Source organism: Methylocystis sp. SB2, assembly GCF_049817085.1.
In the GTDB taxonomy this organism is placed as follows: Bacteria; Pseudomonadota; Alphaproteobacteria; order Rhizobiales; family Beijerinckiaceae; genus Methylocystis; species Methylocystis rosea.
This window is the reverse complement of sequence record NZ_CP187401.1, coordinates 3,006,559-3,026,625: the sequence shown is the minus strand read 5'-3', so window position 1 is coordinate 3,026,625 and position 20,067 is coordinate 3,006,559. Positions and strand designations below refer to the sequence as shown.

14 protein-coding genes are annotated in these 20,067 nt (G+C 61.7%); 9 read left to right on the top strand and 5 right to left on the bottom strand.

Features of this window, described 5'->3' with window-relative positions; translation table 11 throughout:
• Positions 1-92: 92 nt before the first annotated feature.
• Positions 93-1,841, top strand: a complete 1,749-nt coding sequence (locus tag ACPS74_RS14735; protein ID WP_029648724.1) for a porin — start codon at positions 93-95, stop codon at positions 1,839-1,841.
• 118 nt (positions 1,842-1,959) lie between these two features.
• Here ACPS74_RS14735 and ACPS74_RS14730 read toward each other — a convergent pair whose 3' ends face one another.
• Together ACPS74_RS14730 and ACPS74_RS14725 are read right to left on the bottom strand one after the other, a co-directional pair.
• Positions 1,960-2,991 carry an HAD family hydrolase gene (locus ACPS74_RS14730; protein WP_083481304.1) on the bottom strand — a complete coding sequence of 344 codons (1,032 nt, stop codon included), beginning with the start codon at positions 2,989-2,991 and terminating at the stop codon, positions 1,960-1,962.
• Positions 2,992-3,747: 756 nt separating this feature from the next.
• On the bottom strand, positions 3,748-6,030 hold the full coding sequence (locus ACPS74_RS14725; protein ID WP_036241387.1) for an HWE histidine kinase domain-containing protein: 2,283 nt from the start codon (positions 6,028-6,030) through the stop codon (positions 3,748-3,750).
• Between the two features lie 137 nt (positions 6,031-6,167).
• Here ACPS74_RS14725 and ACPS74_RS14720 point away from each other — a divergent pair, with 137 nt between their 5' ends.
• On the top strand, positions 6,168-6,938 hold the full coding sequence (locus ACPS74_RS14720) for a DUF4239 domain-containing protein (protein ID WP_239754902.1): 771 nt from the start codon (positions 6,168-6,170) through the stop codon (positions 6,936-6,938).
• 120 nt (positions 6,939-7,058) lie between these two features.
• Entirely contained in the window at positions 7,059-7,889 is an 831-nt protein-coding gene (locus ACPS74_RS14715) for a class I SAM-dependent methyltransferase (protein WP_029648729.1), read from the top strand.
• 388 nt (positions 7,890-8,277) lie between these two features.
• On the opposite strand, the gene ACPS74_RS14710 is transcribed toward ACPS74_RS14715, so the two are convergent.
• Positions 8,278-9,654, bottom strand: coding sequence for a tryptophanase (locus tag ACPS74_RS14710; protein ID WP_029648731.1), 1,377 nt, complete (start codon positions 9,652-9,654; stop codon positions 8,278-8,280).
• A 316-nt stretch (positions 9,655-9,970) separates the two neighbouring features.
• Positions 9,971-11,281: a hypothetical protein gene (locus ACPS74_RS14705; protein WP_029648732.1), complete on the bottom strand. Its 1,311-nt coding sequence runs from the start codon at positions 11,279-11,281 to the stop codon at positions 9,971-9,973.
• 419 nt (positions 11,282-11,700) lie between these two features.
• Here ACPS74_RS14705 and ACPS74_RS14700 point away from each other — a divergent pair, with 419 nt between their 5' ends.
• A complete protein-coding gene (locus ACPS74_RS14700; RefSeq protein WP_029648733.1) occupies positions 11,701-12,504 on the top strand; it encodes a lytic murein transglycosylase in 804 nt (267 codons plus the stop codon).
• Positions 12,505-12,578: 74 nt separating this feature from the next.
• Here the strand turns inward: ACPS74_RS14700 and ACPS74_RS14695 are convergent, their stop codons facing one another.
• Positions 12,579-13,331 (bottom strand): hypothetical protein, encoded by a 753-nt coding sequence (locus tag ACPS74_RS14695; protein WP_029648734.1) that lies wholly within the window; start codon positions 13,329-13,331, stop codon positions 12,579-12,581.
• A gap of 459 nt (positions 13,332-13,790) precedes the next feature.
• Between ACPS74_RS14695 and ACPS74_RS14690 the strand changes: the two genes are divergently transcribed.
• From ACPS74_RS14690 to ACPS74_RS14670, 5 genes are all read left to right on the top strand, one after another.
• A complete protein-coding gene (locus ACPS74_RS14690; protein ID WP_018407322.1) occupies positions 13,791-14,558 on the top strand; it encodes a Bax inhibitor-1/YccA family protein in 768 nt (255 codons plus the stop codon).
• A gap of 112 nt (positions 14,559-14,670) precedes the next feature.
• Complete coding sequence (locus ACPS74_RS14685; protein WP_029648735.1) at positions 14,671-15,399, top strand: cytochrome c biogenesis CcdA family protein; 729 nt, start codon at positions 14,671-14,673, stop codon at positions 15,397-15,399.
• The gene (locus ACPS74_RS14680) at positions 15,357-16,574 is read left to right on the top strand and encodes a DUF1624 domain-containing protein (RefSeq protein ID WP_239754911.1); all 1,218 of its coding nucleotides are present in this window, start codon (positions 15,357-15,359) and stop codon (positions 16,572-16,574) included. The genes ACPS74_RS14685 and ACPS74_RS14680 overlap by 43 nt, the downstream gene beginning before the upstream one ends.
• A gap of 155 nt (positions 16,575-16,729) precedes the next feature.
• Positions 16,730-19,324: an MMPL family transporter gene (locus ACPS74_RS14675; protein ID WP_029648738.1), complete on the top strand. Its 2,595-nt coding sequence runs from the start codon at positions 16,730-16,732 to the stop codon at positions 19,322-19,324.
• 72 nt (positions 19,325-19,396) lie between these two features.
• A complete protein-coding gene (locus ACPS74_RS14670; protein WP_029648740.1) occupies positions 19,397-19,969 on the top strand; it encodes a DUF2147 domain-containing protein in 573 nt (190 codons plus the stop codon).
• Positions 19,970-20,067 lie beyond the last annotated feature (98 nt).

Genomic DNA, 20,067 nt, shown 5'->3' with positions numbered 1-20,067 from the left:
GAGTCGCGGCGTTCAACGCGATGAACTTGCTGTCTTGATTCGCGGCAAAGCGCTCGCCGCTCACGCGAATGAAGACGCAAGCGAGGCTAGTCATGAATCTCCCAGGCTGGAAGCATGTCGCGGCAAGCGGACTTGTCGTGGTTCTCTCGACAACGACGGCGCATGCCGCCTCAAGCGACGTGATTGAGGCGAGGCTGCGAGCGCTGGAGGCGGAGATCGCAAAACTGCGGCGAGAGGCTCGTCAGGCCAAAGAGGACGCCCAGCAGGCTTCCCAGTCCGCTCAACGAAGCGCCGCGAAGGCCGAGGCGGCGCAGACCGCCACGCCGCTTATGCCGCCGGTTTTCGTCTCATTCAAGAACGGCCTTTTCGTCGAGAGCGCGGACAAGGCATATAACTTCAAGATCGGCGGACGCATGCAGTTCGACGGCGGCGGCGCGGCGCAGCCGCTCAACGGCTGGTCAGGCCAAGCCGGCGTTCGCCAGGTGCGTCTCGAAGTCGAGGGGAAGGCTGCCAAATATTGGTTCTACAAACTGCAATATGATTTCGCCGGCTCGCAATATGGCACGCCATTCAATGCGCCCGTGCAAGGCGGCATTCGCGACTTCTATCTTGGCGTACAACATCCCCTTCTCGCGCTGCCCTTCACGAAGGAGCCAGCCTTCATCCATATCGGCAGCTATTTCGAACCCTTCAGCCTCGAATTCACCGCTTCTTCGCGATTCCGAGACTTCATCGAACGCGCCATGGCGGTCGAAGCCATCGCGCCCAGCCGCCATCTCGGCGCGGCGATCGGCGCCTATGGCGACAACTGGACGGCAAAAGGCGGCATCTTCACGACAAGCTTCGAGGATCTGAACACAAATCCCACAGTCGGCGTGCCCCCGTTGTTCGGGGTTCCCGCGAAGGCGGGCTGGGCGCCAACGGGCGGCGGCCAGTATTTCGATCTGACCGGCCGATTGACCTACGCGCCGATCATGACCGAACACGATCTGCTGCATGTCGGCGTCTCGGGCCGCTATCACCAGCCAAACAGCGCCACGGGATTATCCGACGATCGCGTGCTGCGGATTGGCAACCGCATTCGCTCGGAAGCCTATATCCTCAATCAAGGGCTGCTCGGCACGCCCGATCTCTCCTGCGGAACCGTCGCTCTGCCGGGATGGGGCGCCGCCGCCGCTGCGCATTGCGTCAACAACGTTCAATCCTTCGGCGTGGAGTTGTCCGCGGCGCATGGACCGTTCTCGCTGCAGGCCGAGTATCTGGGGCAGCAAGTCAATCGCAACACGACCAACATTGCGCTCGCGCGCCTGGCAGGCGCTTTCGCGCCGGGCGGCGCCTCGCATTATTTCAGCGGCTTTTATCTTTATGGACAATGGTACCTGACTGGTGAGGAGCGCGCCGCCGCGTATGACGTGACGAACAAAATCGGGGCGAACTTCAATCAGATCACGATCAAGCATCCAATGAGCGCGGGCGGCTTCGGCGCGGTTGGGCTCGCCGCGCGCTACAGCGCGCTCAATCTCAACAGCGGACCCTATAGCGGTTCAAGCCTGTACAATATGCTCGCCTATACGACGCTCATCGCGCCCAATCCCGCGGCCGCGTCTTATATCGGCAACGCGGGCGTTGTCGGCGGTCGCCAGCAAAACGTCACTCTGGGACTCAATTGGTACCCCGAAAATGGATTCCACTTTCAGTTCAACTGGGTTCATGTGCTGCAAGCCTCTGCGCCGTTCAATGATTACGCCTTGTTCACGACGGGCGTTCCGACGCGGCAAGGCCCTTATTTCAACGGCGCCCATCCCGATCTCTTTGAAGCGCGCGCGCAGGTCTATTGGTAGGCGATCCGCCGCCGAGCGACGCGGTTCTCGAGCGACGCGGTTCTCTTGTCCGCAAAAGAATCCGGCGCTCATGCCGCTCCGCCTATCGCCTGCTTTGGAGGGCGTTTCCCCATTCGCTTCATTGTTCGAACGCCCATATCCGGTTCCAGTCGCTCTTCATGCTGATGACGAACCATCCTCGCCGCTGCGCCTCGTCATACAAAGACTGAGGAAAAGTCCCAATTTTGGTGTCAGGCAAGCCGAGCGCCGGACCATAGGCGTATTCGCGCTTGGGGTCGTCGTGCAAAACCAACATGCCAAACCGCGCGCCGTCCCCCGACGTCGTATATTCGAGCATCTGCCGGTCGCCCGTTGAGTTCCCGAACGCGGCGCGCGGCCGACGACCAATCATCAAATGGATGGCCTCGGGCTTGCCGGCGCCGACGTCGCTGAGCAGCGTTTCAGGGCTCTCGATCAGAACGGGACGCCCGCGCTTGTCATAACGATAGCTTACGCTCTCCAGAGTCCCGACAACCTGCTCGGGCGGAACGCCATAGGTCTTCTCTGCGTAGACCCGCACGAAATCCTGCCCGCCTCCGGTGACGATGTAGGTCTTATAACCGTTGGCGCGCAGATGCTTCATCAGCTCGAGCATCGGCAGATATGTCAGCTCGGTGTAGCGGCGGCCCCAGCGCGGGTGTCTTGCAGTCTCAAGCCATTGCTCCGCATCGGCTCTGAACCGCTCCACGCTCATGCCGCTCAGCGGCGCGCCCATGATCTTGATGAGGTCCTTCGTCGAAAGCTTTGATATCGCCTCCATGTTGCGCGAGAGCGCTGTCCTGAAGGGCTCGATCTTCGCAAGCGCCGGTCTTGCCTTTACGACGGCAGGCAGGCGATCCAGACAATACATCAACTGCGGATAGATTGGATGGGACGCCCAGAGCGTGCCATCCTGATCGAAGACCGCGATGCGCTCCTCGGGCGGGACGAATTTCGTATTGGACGGATCGGTCGTCGCTCGAATGAATTCGACGATGGCATGTTTCGTCGGCGCTTCGTTCCATGACGGAAGCGGATCGCTTCCAGCGCCGGCATCAGATGATCCCGCCAACAGGAATGTTGTGGCCATCACAGCGATCAGGAAGCCCAATCGAACCAGCGCTTTCATCATTCCTCCCTGATAAGCCGAAAGTCGTCCAAAGAGCGCCTCCGACGGCGTCGCATGTCCGCGCTAACGACTGGCCGACGATAGACGATGGGCGACCATTCATAAGCGATTTGCGTGATCGATTGTGGTTGCGATCTGCGTGTTGAACATGGGTCCCCAATGAGCGCGGCGCTCGACTTTTGGAGCAGCTGCTTTGCGCCGAAAATCGCTTGAGAGCCATAAAGCGCCGCGACAAATTTGCAACGCCTGGCGCAATTCTTCGACGAAAGACGCGAGATGATCGGAACAGAGCTTGATTTGATTCGTTGTTAGGATGACGCTCTTAAACAGGTTGTTCAGTGGTCCGTCTCTAAAGAAGGAGATTTCCAATGACCACCAGGAAGCTTCAGCGAAGGCGAAGCGCGATTAGATCGCTTCTCCAGAATCTCGAAACTCGTCCGTTCTGCGAGGATCAATTGCCGCACTCTGGCGGATGGCTGAGTCAGCCTCGGCCGAAGCTGTCGCGCGGTTCGACCAACGTCGGCGGGCACGGCGATCGTCGATAGATATGGGCGGCGGCGGGCGTGAGCGCGTCTGCCGCAAGCATTGGACGCGCCGACACGGTAGCAAAAGAACGCCCCGACCGTGATGTAACGGCGGGGCGTTCTGCATAGAGCGGCAAAGATCTCAGCAAGTGTGCCGGCCTCGATAGCGAGTTCGCGTCGACGAGCGCCTCGCCCAAGAGTGCGAAAGGCGTAACAGCCACATGCTGCGGCGTCGCTATTCGGCTCGGGAAGCTTCCGTCGCCTCCAGCACATTCTCGATCGGACAGTTGAAGTCCCAGACGACGCCTGCGCTGTCGTATTGGAGCCTTGCATCCCCTCTGAGGTTCAGTCTTATCATATCGCGAATGACTGTGGACCCGAAGCCCTTACGCGCAGGCGCAACGACCGTGGGACCCTCCGTCTCACGCCAGCTCATCGTGAAGCGCCGGCCCTCGCCATCGCGCTCGCGGACGCCCCATTCGATGTCGACGCGGCCATCCGAGTTGGACAGCGCGCCATATTTGACGGCGTTGGTCGCCAGCTCATGCAGCGCCATGCTGAAAGATTGCGACGCCGCGGCCGAGATGGTCAGCGGCGGGCCTTTTAGCGTGATGCGATCGTCGATCAAATCCTCCAGATGAGCGAGCTGCGAGCGCACGAGATCGCTTAGCGTGACGCCCTGCCAATCACTGGCGACCAGCAAGTCCTGGTTCGCGGCGAGAGACAAAATGCGCTCTTGAAACGTTTCCTCGAAGTCGCGTCCTGGATCGCCCGCGGTCGCTCGTGCGATGGCCAGCACGATGCTCAACATATTTTTCGAGCGGTGATTGAGCTCACGCATGAGAAGCGCGCGCTGTTCCTCGGCGCGCACGCGCTCAGTCACGTCCCTCGACAGCACGGCGACTCTTGGTCTTTCCGCTTCCTCGATGCGGAAGACAAAGGCGTCATAGATCTTGCCGAGCGTTCGCGCTCTGCGGACGACGCGTTCGGCGTTCCCGGATGCCGCGACTCTGCCGATCGTATCGATCCAGTCCTTTTCCAGACTGGGCACAAGCTCGCGACCGCTCCGCCCTTCAACGTTTTTCAGTCCAGTGATAGCCTCAAATGCCGGATTGACTTCAAGGAAGCGGTAGTCGGTCGCATCACCTTCCTCGTCATAGAGCGGCTCGACCACCGTGAAGCTTTCGTCAATGGATTCAAACAGCAGGCGATACCGCGACTCGCTCTCGCGCAGCGCCTCTTCCGCGCGCGCCCGCTCGATCGCCGACCACGTTCGCTCGGCGACGTCTTCTGCGACCGCCGCCTGAGCGGCGCTCCACGTCCTCGGTAGCCGCGAATGAACGGTGACCACCGCGACCAGCCGGTCGTCCTTGACCAGCGGCGCGGCCAGAAAAGCGGAAACCGAGCGGTTTTCGAATGACCTGAGGGTTTCAGGCGCCGCCGTGCGCGGGTCGTTGCGGACGTCGTTAACGGCGATTGTTCTGCCGCGCTTGAGGTCTGCGAGCAGGGCCCCTCCCCAACTCGCGAGACGATGGCGCCCGGCGTTGCTTGGCGCCGCGCCGTCGTTCCAGTCGTGCTGAACAGTTGCGTATTCGCCGGCCTCGTCGATCTCCGCATAGGCCGCCTCGTTCGCCTCGAGATGACGGCCCAGGACCTCGCTCGCCGCAGCCTGAATGGCCATGTGATCCGCCAACGGGCGCAAACGGTCGTTCAGATCGATCAGGAGGCTTTGCCGAGCCTCACGGTCCCGACGGCTCGCCTCGCGCGTCCGCTGCTCTGTCGTGTCGCGTATGGCCAGAAGGATCAGGTTAAGCTGGTCGAGCCGACGCCCGTTCAGCAGCATCACCCGAGGACCAAACCCTTGGAACACGCGTTCGATCCGGTAGTCGTCGAAACGCTGGCGGAGGGGAAGAATGTCCTCAAGCAGCCGTCGCAGCTCCGGTGTGTCCCACTGGCCATTGCCCAGCTCGTAAATGGAGCGCCCTTCCGTCTCCTTGGGATCGCCGCCGAAGAGTTGATAGAAGGGCCGATTCGCCGAGTGAACCGTGAGGTCCCCGTGGAGAATCAGCAGCGCTTCATGCACGCTGTCGATCAGTTTCTCGGCGAATTCTTTTCGACCCTCGAGTTCATCACGGAGCCGCTCGCGCTCGGTGTCATCGGTAATCGCCAGCAGGATCCATTCTTTTTCATCCGGGCTTCGGATGCGCTGGGCGTTGAGCCGCAGGATGCGCCGGCCGATCTGCTCGACGTCATGCTCGACGCGGTAGTCCTTGATCGTGCTGTCCCGCCGCTCGACAATTTGCTCTAGCAGCCGGCGCAGCTCCGGGATGTCCCACTGCCCGTCGCAAAGCTCATAAATTGGCCGGCCGACTGTCTCCCCGCAGGTCACCTGAAACTGCCTGAGGAACGCGTCATTGGCGAACTCGACCGTGAGCTGTGAATCGAGCGCCAGCAGCGGCGAGCCCACGGTCTCCAGGATCGAACTCGCATAGGCGGAAATGTCCGTCTCGGTTGTCATGCCTACCGAACTCAGATCGACGATCAGCCTTGCTGAAGGTAACGCGTTTGGACGCGAGAGGAACCCCATACGATCGTCTGGCGAATCTCGATTATGATGCCCTTCAATCGCCATTGACTGTCGATTCGAGGGAACACGTGATTCTAAAACTCTGGATGTCGCAGACGACGCTCGTCATGGCGCTCATGCTCACAGGGGCCATGGCCGCTGTCGCGCTTTTCCTGTGCTGGCTCAGCTTCGCCTCGCGCTTCGCCGCCTATGCACAGAGCTGGAAAGGCGTCGTGCCGCCCTTCGTGGCCGTCCCGGCGACCCTGTTTGGCCTGCTGATGACGTTTCTCTCGCAGGACGTCTGGGACGCCAATCGCAGCGCCTATCGCGCCATCGCCATGGAGCGCGAACAATTGGCGACGCTCGCAGCGCTTTCCGGCAATCACGGAGACCACGCGGACGATATTCCGCGCGCCGTGCGTGACTATGTGGAAACCGCCGTTGGCCTCGAATGGAAAACCATGGAAGACGGCAAAGAATCGCCGGAAACCGAGGCCGCGCTGAACAGACTCACGCGCGCGGTCGCCAGCGCGAGAATCGAGGCGGCCTTCCAGCGCGCGCTCGTCGATACGGTGATGCGTTTGCGGTCGGCGCGGGAACAACGACTCGCGATTGCGGGGGCCTTTCCCGACGATCGCAAATGGGCGGCGGTGATCATCATCGCCTTCATCACGCAAATCGCCCTTGCCGTCGTCCATCTCGACCGCCCGAGGCCTCAGCTTCTCGCGCAGACAATTTTCGCTTTGGCGGCGATCGTCCCGATATCGCTCGTCGCATCCGTGGACGAGCCCTATTCGCCGCCCAATGCGGTGAGTTCCGAGCCGCTTGCGCAACTGCTGGAGCGCTATCCTCAAAAGTGACTGGCTCACTTTTGATACGCCCTGCAGACGCAGCTAAGAGTTCCCGGAAAATTGCATTAACCTTCAAAGAACGCCGCAACGCGTTGCTGCGCCGAACCCGAGTCCGATCGAGACGAGCCCATGACCAAAATTCAAAAAGTGGTTGGCACCGCTTTTGTCGTGGCGGAATTCCGCAATGACGAAAACACGCAAGCTCATCCGCTCTACCGTGATCCCTTCGTGCACCTGTTCCTCGATCGGGAAACGAAGGAGGCGGCGGATCGCATTTCCCAGTCGTTTCCGCCGATCAGGAACAATGTGCGATTGAGGACTCGCTACTTCGACGACCGGCTTCGTCATCAGATCGACCAAGGACGCCGACAGATCCTCATACTGGGCGCCGGTCTCGACACAAGGCCGCAGCGGATCGCGGCCGAAGGCGTCGCCTATTTTGAAATCGACGCTCCTGAAACCCAGGCGTTCAAGAAGGCGAAGCTCGAAGCCAGCGATGTTGATCCCAACACGACATATATCGGGGCGGATTACGTGACGGATGGCATGATTGATCTCCTACGAGAAAACGGATGTGATTTCCGGCTTCCCACCCATGTCATATGGGAAGGCAACACAATGTATTTGAACGAAGCTTTTGTTTGCCAAATCCTGACGGACCTCATGCGCCATATCGAGCGCTGCTCCGTGTCCTTCGACTATATGGCTGAGGACGTAATCAGCAACGCCACCGGCGATCCTGAAATCACGAGCGTCGTCGAGAGATTCGCCGCCATGGGCGCCCCCTGGACGTACGGGATCGACGATCTTGCCGAACTCGCGGCGCGTTGCGGCGCAAGAGTGCTCGATCGAGCGACGCTCGCCGACCTTCATCGAACCTATTGGCCGGATCAGCCGTTAACCTCGCCCCTTTACGGATATTATACGCTTTGCACGCTGCAGAACGCGGTGGCGTTGTAATGCGCACGCCGCGGGGCCAGCCGGGGGAATAAGCGCAAACGACGTAAAGATCGTCGGGGAGGCGGACCAGCGCTACATGAATATCTAAAGTTATAAGACAGGAGGCCCCCATGCCAAAAGGCATTCAGTTCACCGGCGATTTTGAGGTATCCGCGATGCCGGCGCTCATCCCTGGCAGCTGGTATATTGGATTTGCGTGCAAACAGTGCCGACAACGCTTTGCTTTTCTGAGCGAGCTGACAGGCACGGGCGCTCTGGAGATATCCGGACCCGCCACATTTAAGGTGACGTGTCCGAACTGCGGAGCGCGCGGAGAATATTCGGCCACCGAGGTCATACAGTTTCAGGCCGCTCAGGGCGGCCCATCGTCGACCGCCTAGCTCGCGGCTCAACCGACCCGTTCGTAATGGGCGGTGAAATGCCGCAGAAATGGCGCCTGTTCGGTGATCCGGTAGGCCGGGATTGCTTCGCGCCGGCGGCCGATGGCGTCGAGCACTTCGATCAGATAGTCGAAATGGCTCTGCGTATAGACCCGGCGAGGGAACGCCAACCGCACCAATTCGTGCGGCGCCGCGATCTCCTCTCCCCCTCCCGGCGCAGGCTTTCCGAACATGACGCTGCCGAGCTCCACGGCGCGAACCCCGCCCTCGAGATAAAGCGCATTGACGAGCCCGATGCCGGGATAGTCGCTGGCCCTCAAATGCGGGCAAAACGCGGCCGCGTCGATGAATATGGCGTGACCGCCGGCTGGGCGCACGATCGGTATGTCGCGCGAGATCAGCGCCGACGCCACATATTCGACGGTCGCATGCCGATAGCGCTGATAGTCGTATTCCAACGCCTCCAACAGGCCGACGGAGATGGCTTCCAGATCACGGCCGGCGAGACCGCCATATGTCGGAAATCCTTCCGTCAGGATGAGCAGGTTGCGAAAGTCATCGGCCCATGAATCATTGTTGCAGGCCAGAAATCCTCCGATATTTGCGAGCCCGTCCTTCTTTGCGCTCATCGTCGCCCCATCGGCGAATGAAAACATTTCCCGCGCAATCTCTAACAGCGTTCGATCGGCGAAGCCTTGCTCGCGTTCTTTGATGAAGAATGCGTTTTCGGCAAAGCGGCAGGCGTCGATGATCAGCGGAATGCCGCGCTTGTTCAAGATTTCCTTGACGCTCCGGACGTTTTCCATCGACACCGGTTGGCCGCCGCCAGTGTTGTTGGTCACTGTCAGCATGCAGAAGGGAATGTTTCCGGCGCCTTCGGCCTCGATCAACTGTTCGAGCTTGCCGAGGTCCATATTTCCCTTGAACAGTTTCTCAGATTGCAGTTCGCGCGCTTCGGTCGACGGCAAATCCGTCGCAACGGCGCCGACATATTCGATGTTCGCGCGCGTCGTGTCGAAGTGACCATTGTTGGGAACGACGTTCCCTTTCTTGAGACGCGTCGCGGCTAGAATGCGCTCGGCGGCGCGCCCCTGATGCGTGGGAAAAATGTGTTTGAAGCCGGCAATCTCGCGCACGGTTTGCTCGAAGCGTCGCCAAGAGCGGCTTCCGGCGTAGCTCTCGTCGCCAAGCATCAGCGCCGACCATTGGCGGTCCGACATTGCGCCCGTGCCGCTGTCGGTCAGCAAGTCGATGGTGACGTGGTCGGCGTCCAAGAGGAAAACATTGTTGAAGGCGCTGGCGAGAAGCGCCTCACGCTCGCTGCGCGTGGTGATGGGCAGCGCCTCGGTCATCTTGATGCGAAACGGCTCGATGATCGTTCTCACGGGAATGCTCGCGATTGGTAGCCGAACCGACCGGCTGTCGGCCACGTGCTACTCAAATGGGCCACGTCGCACGGCTGGTCCACTTCCAAGCGCCAACGGCGGGCATCGCCGCTCTTTCACTGCGGCCTGCAAGCTTCTTTCTCTCTCGTGGATTTAATCTTGGGGATCGTCGGGCAGTTCGGCGCGTTCTAGCGTTCGCGCGTTTGACGCGGCGCGTGCATGCGGGCGACTGGACGCCGAACCGATTACGCCAAGACTGAGTCGCGGCGCGGAAGCGGCCATCGATTGTGGCGACTGCGTCGATCAACGGCGATCGTTACTGCTTCTCCCCGAGCCGTCCGAAAAACTTGCGAACCGAATTCGCCGTGCGCTTCAGAAAAGTGGAGAAGCCGTCGGGCTTCCGAGAGGTTTGATGGCTGGCGTTCTTGTCCTTGGCTTGATGCTTGGGTTTGGCGTCCGCGCCGGTATTGACGGCTCCCCGTTTGGACTCAGAGGCGTTTTGCTCTTGTTCGGGCTTGATCTGCTCACGCGATCTTTCCGGGGCGACGGTTGCAGGCTCCGCAGTTGAATTCTTGTCCGGCTTTGCAGGCGCGGCGGCTTCGGGAGCGGCGGGCGCAGCCGGCGCCGGCGGAGGCGCCGCTGGCGCAGCCTCCTTGTCAGGGAGAGCCTTGTCTCCCTGCTCACGCTGCTGGGATGGAGAGCGCGCTTTGCTTCCTTGCTCGCCGCCTGGCGCAACAGGATTCGGTTTCGAGCTTTCTGACGTTGCGGCCGGAGGCGCGGCGATGATTGCGGCGTCGCTCGGCCCTGACGGCGCGGCGCTGCTCGGATGTGGCGGCGCGTCGTTTGTCGGCGCGCGCTCCTTCTCCATGGGCTTTGCCGCCGGGGCGCCCGTCTCCGCCTTGGGCAATGCGCTCTGGATGGGATTGACCTTTTCCTGTCTTGTCGGCGGCGATGCGCGGGGCGCGCCCGCGCGTTTGGTTGAATCGACAGAGCCAAAGAGCAATGTTTTGACGCCAATGACGGAAACCAAACCGCCAACAACGACCAGACCGGCGATCATGATGAGCCTGCCGGCGCGACGCGGCGGCTTGTCGAGAACCGTTCCGTCGTGGCGGCTTACAAGAGGCACAAGGGCTGTTGCTGTAGCTTCATTATTGGCGGCTATCGCGTCTTCGTTCGCAGACCCGCGATCCTCGGACAGGCTGATGCGCTCCATGACGACGTCGCCATCCGACGGCGACGAGTCCAGATCCGAAAGGGAATGATCGTCGCCAACATTCCGCGCTTCTCCTTCATCAGTTCTGGCGATCGTTTCTCGTCGCCGATTTTCTTGCTGGTGACGCTTGAAGCCTTCGATGAGCCAGTTATCGACGGGAACTTCCTTGCCGGCGGCATGCATATGTGCGCCGCGGGATTGATGGCTCGCCGCTTTTGCGCGCTCTTCCTCTTGCCGGCGCCTGAAGGCTTCAGCGATCCAATTATTGCCGGATCCGTCGTGAGCGCGGCGCGTTTCGCCGATGTCGGCGCCGCCTGGGGAAGAGCTGCGCTCGCTGCTTCGCCGCGCGTCTTCACGGCGTTTGAAGGCGGCCAGCGTCCAATCGCTCTCGAGAATTTCTTGCAAAATCATATCCCCACTCACCGGCTCCGCTCCTGCGCTCATGGCTGCAGCGATGATCATCCGGGAACGCATGAGGTTTACACGAATGATCGATGCTAGCTGACTGACGGCGCGCGTCAATGATCCTGGGCTGGACTCCGCCTTGGTCAGGTAGCGGCGAGCGAAATCTGCGCGCGAACAGCCTCCTAACGCAAGCGTCGCTGGAATAAGAACAGCCGCGGCACGAGTTCAATGCCGAGCTTACGACACGCCATGAGGACGCGCCATGAGGACGCGCGATGTGACGGTGGCGCTGAAACGGCCATTCGGGGTAAGCTCTCGCTAAGCGGGAAGAGGTGAGAGAAGCTGGAACGCCGCGGCGGCCGCGCGGCCGCGCCTGACGGCCACGACGGAAGCGAGTCCAAAAATTTAAACAAAGGAAACAGACTATGCGGACTGTCCTCAAATTTTCGATTGCGTTCGCGTTTGTTGGAATCTCGTATCCCGCTGTGGCGGCCCAGTGTGGACACTCGGCTGCGGGCTTCGACAATTGGAAGCAGGAATTTGCCCAGGAAGCGCGCGGCCAAGGGATAGGTCAGGCCGGCATCAGCGCGTTAATGGGCACCCATTACAACGCGCCGACGATTTCCGCCGATCGCGGCCAGAAGAGTTTCCGCCTTTCGCTCGACCAGTTCCTCGCCAAGCGCGGCGGCTCGGCCATTGTGTCGCGCGGCCGCGCGCTCAAGCGCTCCTATGGCGGGCTCTTCGCCCAGATCGAGCAGCGCTACGGCGTGCCGCCGGGTCCTCTTCTCGCGATCTGGGGGATGGAGACCGGCTTTGGCGCGGTGCATGGCAACCAGCACGCGCTCTCGGCTGTCGCGACACTGGCCTATGACTGCCGCCGCTCCGACTATTTCACCGATCAGCTCTATGCCGCGCTGACGCTGGTCGATCGCGGCGCGCTGTCGCCGAGCGCCCGCGGCTCGATGCATGGCGAAATCGGCCAGACCCAATTCCTGCCGAAAAACATCCTGAACTACGGCGGAGGGGGCAATCTCGACAACTCGGCCGCCGCCCTAAACGCCACGGCGAATTTCCTTCACGCTCATGGCTGGCGCGCCGGCGGCGGCTATCAGCCTGGCGAAAGCAATTTCGGCGCGATCCAGGCCTGGAACGCGGCCACGGTTTATCAGCGCGCGATTGCGCAGATCGGTCGCCAGATCGACGGCGGCGGCGCGTCGGCGGACCAATGACGCGCTAAGCCGCCCAAAAAAACGCCGGCGCGATTGGCGCCGGCGCAATTCCCAAACGCCTACGCGAGGCGCCATCACTCAGCCGGAGTCGCCTCCGGTCCGTGATCCTCATCGGGCGCACTCGGCGGCGGAGGCGGCGGCGGGGGTTTATGCGCCTTGGCCGCGGTCGTCGTGTCACGACGGCGATGGACGAGATAGATTAAGAAGGCGGCGATCGTGCCGAGGCCGAGCGTCAGATAGACTGGCAGATCGCGCATGAAGCTCTTTCCCACCGAGAAGGGGAAGCGAGACACCCATCGCTCACCGTGATCGCCCGTGACCGTGACGATGCCGACGAAATAGCCCGGCTCATTGAACGTATGTTCGAAATTGATCGTGCCTGTCGGGTAGCTCTTGGGCTCCCGGTAGGCGACGGTGACGGCCTGGAGATCCTCGTTTTCCTTCTCCTCCCCGCCGATATCCTTCACGATGCGCAGTTCGACCTTCATGTCGCGCAGCTCTTCCTGCTCCGCGTCGAAAACCATGATAATCGGCCCGGTGGCGGGAATGTCTTCGCAGAATTCGTTCTTGGACGCTTCCGGCAGGTAGCCAGTAAAATTCATGATGTCCGGCCCGATGAACAGCCGGCACCGGCCTTCAGCCGCCCCCAAGCGCCCATGCGCCTCGGCCGGAGCGGGCGCGCCCGCGACCATCGCCACGACAACGGCCGCAGCCGATAAAACAGTAAGGCGAAGGCCTCTAGCGAAACGGCAAGCGTTCCGCTGCGCGAAGCGATCTTCGCTCACGTCCGGCGCGGGATGCGCTTCCGGATTTCCACCATCACGCATGATGACCTCCTGGGTCTTCGTGTGACAAGAACACGCGACTCTCAGAAATGTTGCCTTTGCGCCGCACAAGCTACTCCCGTCAGGCTTACGCTCGGGGGTCGCTCCTAACAACGCCTGAGGCTTGATGTTAGCGGATTCCGGCGCATCAGCAAGGGTGCGACAATCAGCCGCTGTTTCCGCGCTGCGCAACGTGGCGGCTCTCTCTACGCGCGGCGCTCCTTGGAAACCGCCAGCAGTCAAATGAACGCCGCTCCGAGAAATGCATTTTGCAGCGCGAAATGAAATTGACTAAAATCAGAAAAATATTCTCGGGCGGCTCTTCGTCGTGAAACCACCTTAACAAGAGTTCATCACGGGGAAGCTTGCCTCCCAATTAAGGCGGAGCCATATTCAGCGCGAGGCTGGGAGCGCTTTCTCTATCGCGAAGCGCGGAACGGCCAAACAGACCAAGAGGATCACATGTCCAACTTCGACCGCAACACCAGCTTCGGCTACGGGCGCGGGGTCGCGCGGCCGACCACGGCTGAGATCGACCAGGGCCTGCGCAGCTATATGCTTGGCGTCTATAATTATATGACGCTGGGCTTGGCCGTGACCGGGCTCGTCGCGCTCGGCGTTTATATGCTCGCCGTCGCCAGGGTGGCGCCCGGCGCGATTGAACTGACGTCCTTCGGCCACACGCTCTACGCCACACCGCTGCGCTGGGTGGTGATTCTGTCGCCGCTGGCGTTCATTTTCTTCCTGGGCGCGCGCGCGAACACCATTTCGGCGGCGACGGCCCGCAATCTTTTCATCGCCTTCGCGGCGGTGATGGGATTGTCGATGTCCTCGCTTCTTCTCGTCTTCACGGGCGTATCGGTTGCGCGGGTCTTCTTCATTACCGCGGCGGCGTTCGGCGGGCTGAGCCTTTACGGCTACATGACGCAGCGGGACCTGTCGGCCTTCGGCTCCTTCCTGGTGATGGGCGTCTGGGGGCTCGTGATCGCCGGCCTCGTCAACCTGTTCCTGCAGTCGACCGGCCTGCAGTTCGCGTTGTCGATCATCGCGGTGTTGGTGTTCGCCGGCCTGACGGCCTGGGACACGCAGAACATCAAGGACATGTATTACAGCAGCGACAGCTATGAAGTCGCGCAGAAGAAGAGCGTTTTTGGCGCGCTCTCGCTCTATCTGGACTTCATCAACATGTTCCAGTCGCTGCTGTTCCTGTTCGGCCAGCGCAACAACTAAACGGGCGCCCGCCCGAGAAAAGCCCCGCTTCGGCGGGGCTTCTTCTTGCGTAAGCCTTTGCGGTCCGGCCCGCCCTGTGGCAGACGCGCCGAGCGACCAACGAGGAGCCTTAATGGCGGATGTCACATTCCCGGCCGCTGCGGCGGCGGGACTACTGTCTTTTCTCTCCCCCTGCGTCCTGCCTCTCGTGCCGCCCTACCTGACCTATCTCGCGGGCGTCAGCATGGAGGATCTCGAACTCGAGACGCGCTCCGCCGCGCGGCGCGACATTCTGCTGTCGTCAATTCTCTTCGTCCTTGGCTTTACGACGGTCTTCGTCGCGCTTGGCGCGACGGCCAGCGCCTTCGGCGGCGTGCTGCGCGCCAATATGCATATTCTGTCCTGGGTCGCGGGCGGCATCATCATTCTGATGGGCCTGCACTTCATCGGGCTTCTGAAAGTCGACCTGCTGTATCGCGAGAAGCGCGCCGAGATCGCCAAGCCCATGGGGCTTTTCGGCTCTTATGTCATGGGGCTTGCCTTCGCTTTCGGCTGGACGCCCTGCATCGGGCCGATCCTCGCCGCCATTCTCGCCGTCGCGGGGACACAGGAGACGGTGCCGCTCGGCGCCGCTCTGCTCGCCACCTATTCGCTCGGCCTCGGTCTGCCTTTCATCGGGGCCGGCTTGGCGCTCGGCCGCTTCCTCGCCTTCGTTGCGCGTTTCCGCCGGCATTTCGGAAAAGTCGAAAAGATCGTCGGCGTGCTGCTCATCTTCACCGGCATCGCATTTCTCACGGGCGGCGTGCAGGAGATGTCCTATTGGCTACTGGAACTGTTTCCTGGCCTCGCCAGGCTCGGATAGGCGGCGCGCAAAACCCGCTCTATGACGAGCACCGGCTGCCGGAGATCGACCGGCTGCGCGGCCTCGTCATGGTCCTCATGGCGCTCGACCATATGCGCGATTTCTTCGACGCGGACGTCATGCGGTTCTCGCCGACCGATCTCGATCACACCTATCCGTTTCTATTCTTCACGCGCTTCATCACGCATTTCTGCGCGCCGACCTTCACCGTTCTCGCCGGAGTGAGCGCCTATCTCTACGGCGTGAAGGTGAAAGACCCCGCGGCGCTTACGAAATTTCTGGCTGCGCGCGGCCTGTGGCTCATCTTGCTCGACGCCGCCGTCATAAGCCCGATCTGGAGCATGGGCTGGGGCCGAATCGAGCTGTCGACGCTTTGGGCGATCGGCTGCAGCCTTGTGGCGCTCGCCGCCCTCTCGCGCCTGTCGCCGCGAATTGTGCTGCTTATCGGCGTCGCGATCATCTTCGGCCATAATCTCCTCGACGGGATTCATGCCGCCGATCTCGGCGCGTTTGGACCATGGTGGTCTCTGCTGCATGAGCCCGGCAAATTGCCCTTTGATGTGCCGGGCGGCGTCCTCTATCCGGCGCTTCCCTGGATCGGCGTCGGCGCGCTGGGTTACGGACTCGGACCGCTGTTCCTCAAGCCGGCGATACTGCGCGACCGCACGCTTTATTTTGCTGGCGGCGCGGCGCTGGCGCTTTTTGTCGTGCTGCGCTTCTCCAATCTCTACGGCGATCCGCGTCCTTGGAGCGTGCAGCGTGACTCCGTCTTCACCCTGCTCTCCTTTCTCAACGTCACGAAATATCCGCCCTCGCTGCTCTATCTTCTGGTGACGCTTGGCGGCGCGGCGTTGACGCTGCCCGCGTTGGCGCGCGCCGGAAAAAGAATCGGCGACGCGCTGACGGTCTTCGGCCGCACGCCGTTGTTCTTTTATGTCCTGCATCTTTACGTCGGCGCCCTCGCGGCGCTGGCGCTCACCTTCGCGCGCGGCTATTCCCTGCAGGACGTCGCAGCCTGGGCAAAGAGCGGAGGGCCGCCGCCGGAATTCGGCGTTGGGCTCGCGGGCGCTTACGTCGCGTGGATATTGATTGTTTTGGCGTTGTACCCGCTGTGCCGCTGGTTTGCGGAGGTGAAGCGTCGACGCCGCGATCTCTGGTGGCTGACGTATTTATGACGACGCGGCGTCAAATTGACGCATCGCGTCGCCATTAAGGTTTCGGCGTAAGCCGCCTTGGTGGTCGCGCAGCGCGCTTGTATAGAGGAACCCGACCGAAGAGCGCCGGTTCCCGCTCATATTAGGTCTTACGCCAGAAGGCGGGAAAAAACGGAATGCTTGAAAAGCTGGTCGCCTTTTGTCTCCGCTGGCCCTGGACAGTGGTTTTGCTCACTCTCTGCCTGACGGCGGGGGGCGTTTATGTCACCGCTGAGCGGTTCGCCATCGATACGGACACCGGAAATCTTTTCTCGCCAGATATCCCTTGGCGCAAGAATGAAGCGGCGCTCTACAAAGCCTTCCCGGACCTCCTCGACGTCATCGTCATCGTCATCGACGGCAAAACCAGCGAAGAGGCCGACGACGCCGCGAAGCGGCTCAACGCGGCGCTGCAGGACAAGCCTCTCCTGTCGCGCGTATGGCGCCCGGACGAGCATGAATATTTCCGTAAGAACGGCCTGCTGTTCCTGCCGGTCTCCGACATCGAAAAAAATGTCGGCGTGATGATCGGTCAGCGCGACGTTCTCCAACCGCTCGCCGAAGATCCAAGTTTGCGCGGCCTGGCGAGCGTGCTCGTCGGCAACTTCAAGTCCGCTTCCGGCAGCGACCGCGCGATGAAAATGTACATCAGCGGCGTCGAGGAGTTTTCCGCCGGGATTGAGCAGGCGCTCGCTGGAAAGCAGGCGGAGGTCGACTGGGGCAAGCTGCTGGCGTCAGGCGGCAGCGCGCCCGCCGCGCCTGAAATGGACAAGCGACGCATCGTGATCGCCAAGCCGGTCGTCAATTATTCCGACCTTGAGCCGGGCGCCGACGCGATCAGGCTGGTGCGACAGACGGCGGCCGATCTGCATCTCGACGAACAACACGGAGTCAAGCTGCGCTTGACGGGTCAGGTGCCGCTCGCGGACGACGAATTCGCCACGATCTCGGAAAACATGACCCTGAACACGGTTGGCACGCTCGCCGTGGTGACGCTCATCCTGTTCGCCGCGCTGCGTTCGCCAAAGCTCATTCTCGCCGTCCTCGCCACCCTGCTCGCAGGTCTCGCCATGACGTCGGGGCTTGGGATCTTGATGATCGGCCGCTTCAACCTGATCTCGGTCGCTTTCGCCGCGCTGTTCATCGGACTTGGAGTCGACTTCGGAATCCAGTTCGCGACACGCTATCGCGAAGAACGGCACAGCGACGATCATCTCGAACGCTCGCTGCTTTCCGCGACCCGGGGCATCGGCAGCTCGCTGACGCTCGCCGCGGTGTCGCTGCTCGCGGGCTTCTTCTGCTTTTTGCCGACCTCGTTCAGCGGCGTGTCGGAACTCGGACTCATCGCGGGCGTCGGCATGATCGTCGCCTATATCGCGACCCTCACGTTCCTGCCGGCGGCGATCAAATTGCTGCGCCCGCGCGCGGAGCATGTGCCGATCGCGACGACCTCGCTCGCCGCCGTGGACCATTGGATCGCGCATCACCGCGCCTTCGTGCTGATCGCCACGGCGATCGTCGTGCTCGCCGGCATGCCGGCGCTGATGCATCTGACCTTCGACTCCAATCCGATGAACCTGCGCGATCAGAAGGTGGAATCGGTCGCGACTTTTCTCGATCTCTCCAAGGACCCCAAGACGGCGCCAAACAAGATCGAGGTGCTCGCGCCCTCGATCGAAGCCGCGCGCGAATTGGAAAAGAAGATCGCGGCGCTGCCTGAAGTCGATCACGTCGACTCGATCGACTCATTGGTCCCCAAGGACCAGGACGACAAGCTCGCCCTCGTCGACATGGCGGTTTCGCAATTACGCGGCGTGCTGAATCCGAAGCTGAAATCGCCGCCAAGCGACGCCCAGACCGTCAAGGCGCTGACGGACGCCGCCAAGGCGCTGCGCCGCGCGACGGCGAAGAAGCCCATCCCGGCCGTGACGCGCTTCGCCGACGACCTTGACGCGCTCGCCAAGGCGAGCCCGGAGACGCGCGCGGCGGCGCGCCAGGCGGTGTTCGGCGGCTTCGACAAGATGCTCGGTGAAATCCGTCAGGCGCTGCAGGCGCAGCGCGTGACGGTCGACACGCTGCCCCAGGATTTGCGTCGCGACTGGATTTCCGACACCGGCGTGGTGCGCGTCGAGGTGACGCCCAAAGGCGACAGCAACGACCGCGTCATCATGACCGAATTCGCTCAAGCGATGCAGGCAATCGCGCCGGACGCGAGCGGTCCGCCGGTGATCGTGTCGGAAGCGCAAAAGACCATTACGCGCGCGTTTCTCGAAGCTGGACTCTACGCCTTTATCGCGATCTTCATCATCTTGGCGGTGGCGCTGCGCAATCCGCTCGACGTCGCCTTGACGCTGGGCCCGCTGGTTCTCGCCGGCATCATGAGCCTTCAGGCCGCAGACTTACTTGGCATGTCGCTTAATTTCGCCAACATCATTGCGCTGCCGCTGATGTTCGGCGTCGGCGTCGCCTTCCACATCTATTATGTCATCGCTTGGCGAAAGGGCGTCGTCGACATGTTGGCGTCGAGCCTGACTCGCGCCATCTTTTTCAGTTCTCTAACGACGGGCACCGCATTTGGCAGCTTGATCCTGTCGAGCCATCCCGGAACCGCGAGCATGGGCCAACTTCTCGCCATTGCGCTGTTCTTCACATTGCTCGCCGCCTTCATTATCGTGCCGGCGTTTCTTGGCCCGCCGCGCGCCCCCTCGACGGATGCGGGGGACGTGGCTTGACGGAGTCGGCGTTCCGCCGTTCGCTACTTTGAGCGAATCGTATTCATTGCAACCAAACAGAGGTCCCGCGTCATGAGAAAAGCATTTCTACGCATCGCGATGGCGACGGCCCTCTGCGCCCCCACGGCGGCGTACGCCGCCGACAGCGTTTACGGCGTCTGGGTTCGCGAAGGACATCCGAACGACAAGCTGGAATTCTACGACTGCTCGGGCAAGCTTTGCGCCAAGGGCATCGAGGCGATGCCAGATGGCTCGCCGGCCCCTCAGGTTCTGCGCAACGCCGCAAAAACAACGCCCAACCACTGGGAGGGCGATATCAATGATCCCGAAAGCGGCAAGACCTACATCGGCAAGATCGCGCTTGATTCGCCAACGACGCTGACGATGACCGGCTGCCTCGTCTCCTTCCTGTGCCAAAGCGAGACCTGGACGAAAATTTCCGGCCCGACCAAGCCGGCGGCCGACGCCAAGCCCGCCGGACAGCCTGCCGCCAAAACGGCCGCGCCCGCGCCGGACGCGAAGGAGCCTGCTGCGGCGAAACCCGCCGCCCAAGAACCAGCGGCCAAGGAGACGGCGAAGCCCGCGGCCAAGGCGGCGAAACCGGCGAAAGGCAAGACGACAGCCCCTCCAGCCGCAACGGAATAGCGGCCCGTTACGGCGCGCGGCAGGCGGTCCTTACAGATACGTAACTTGACCGTCGCAGCGCGCCGCGCGAGCTTAGAACTCACAGCTTTTCGCGCGTT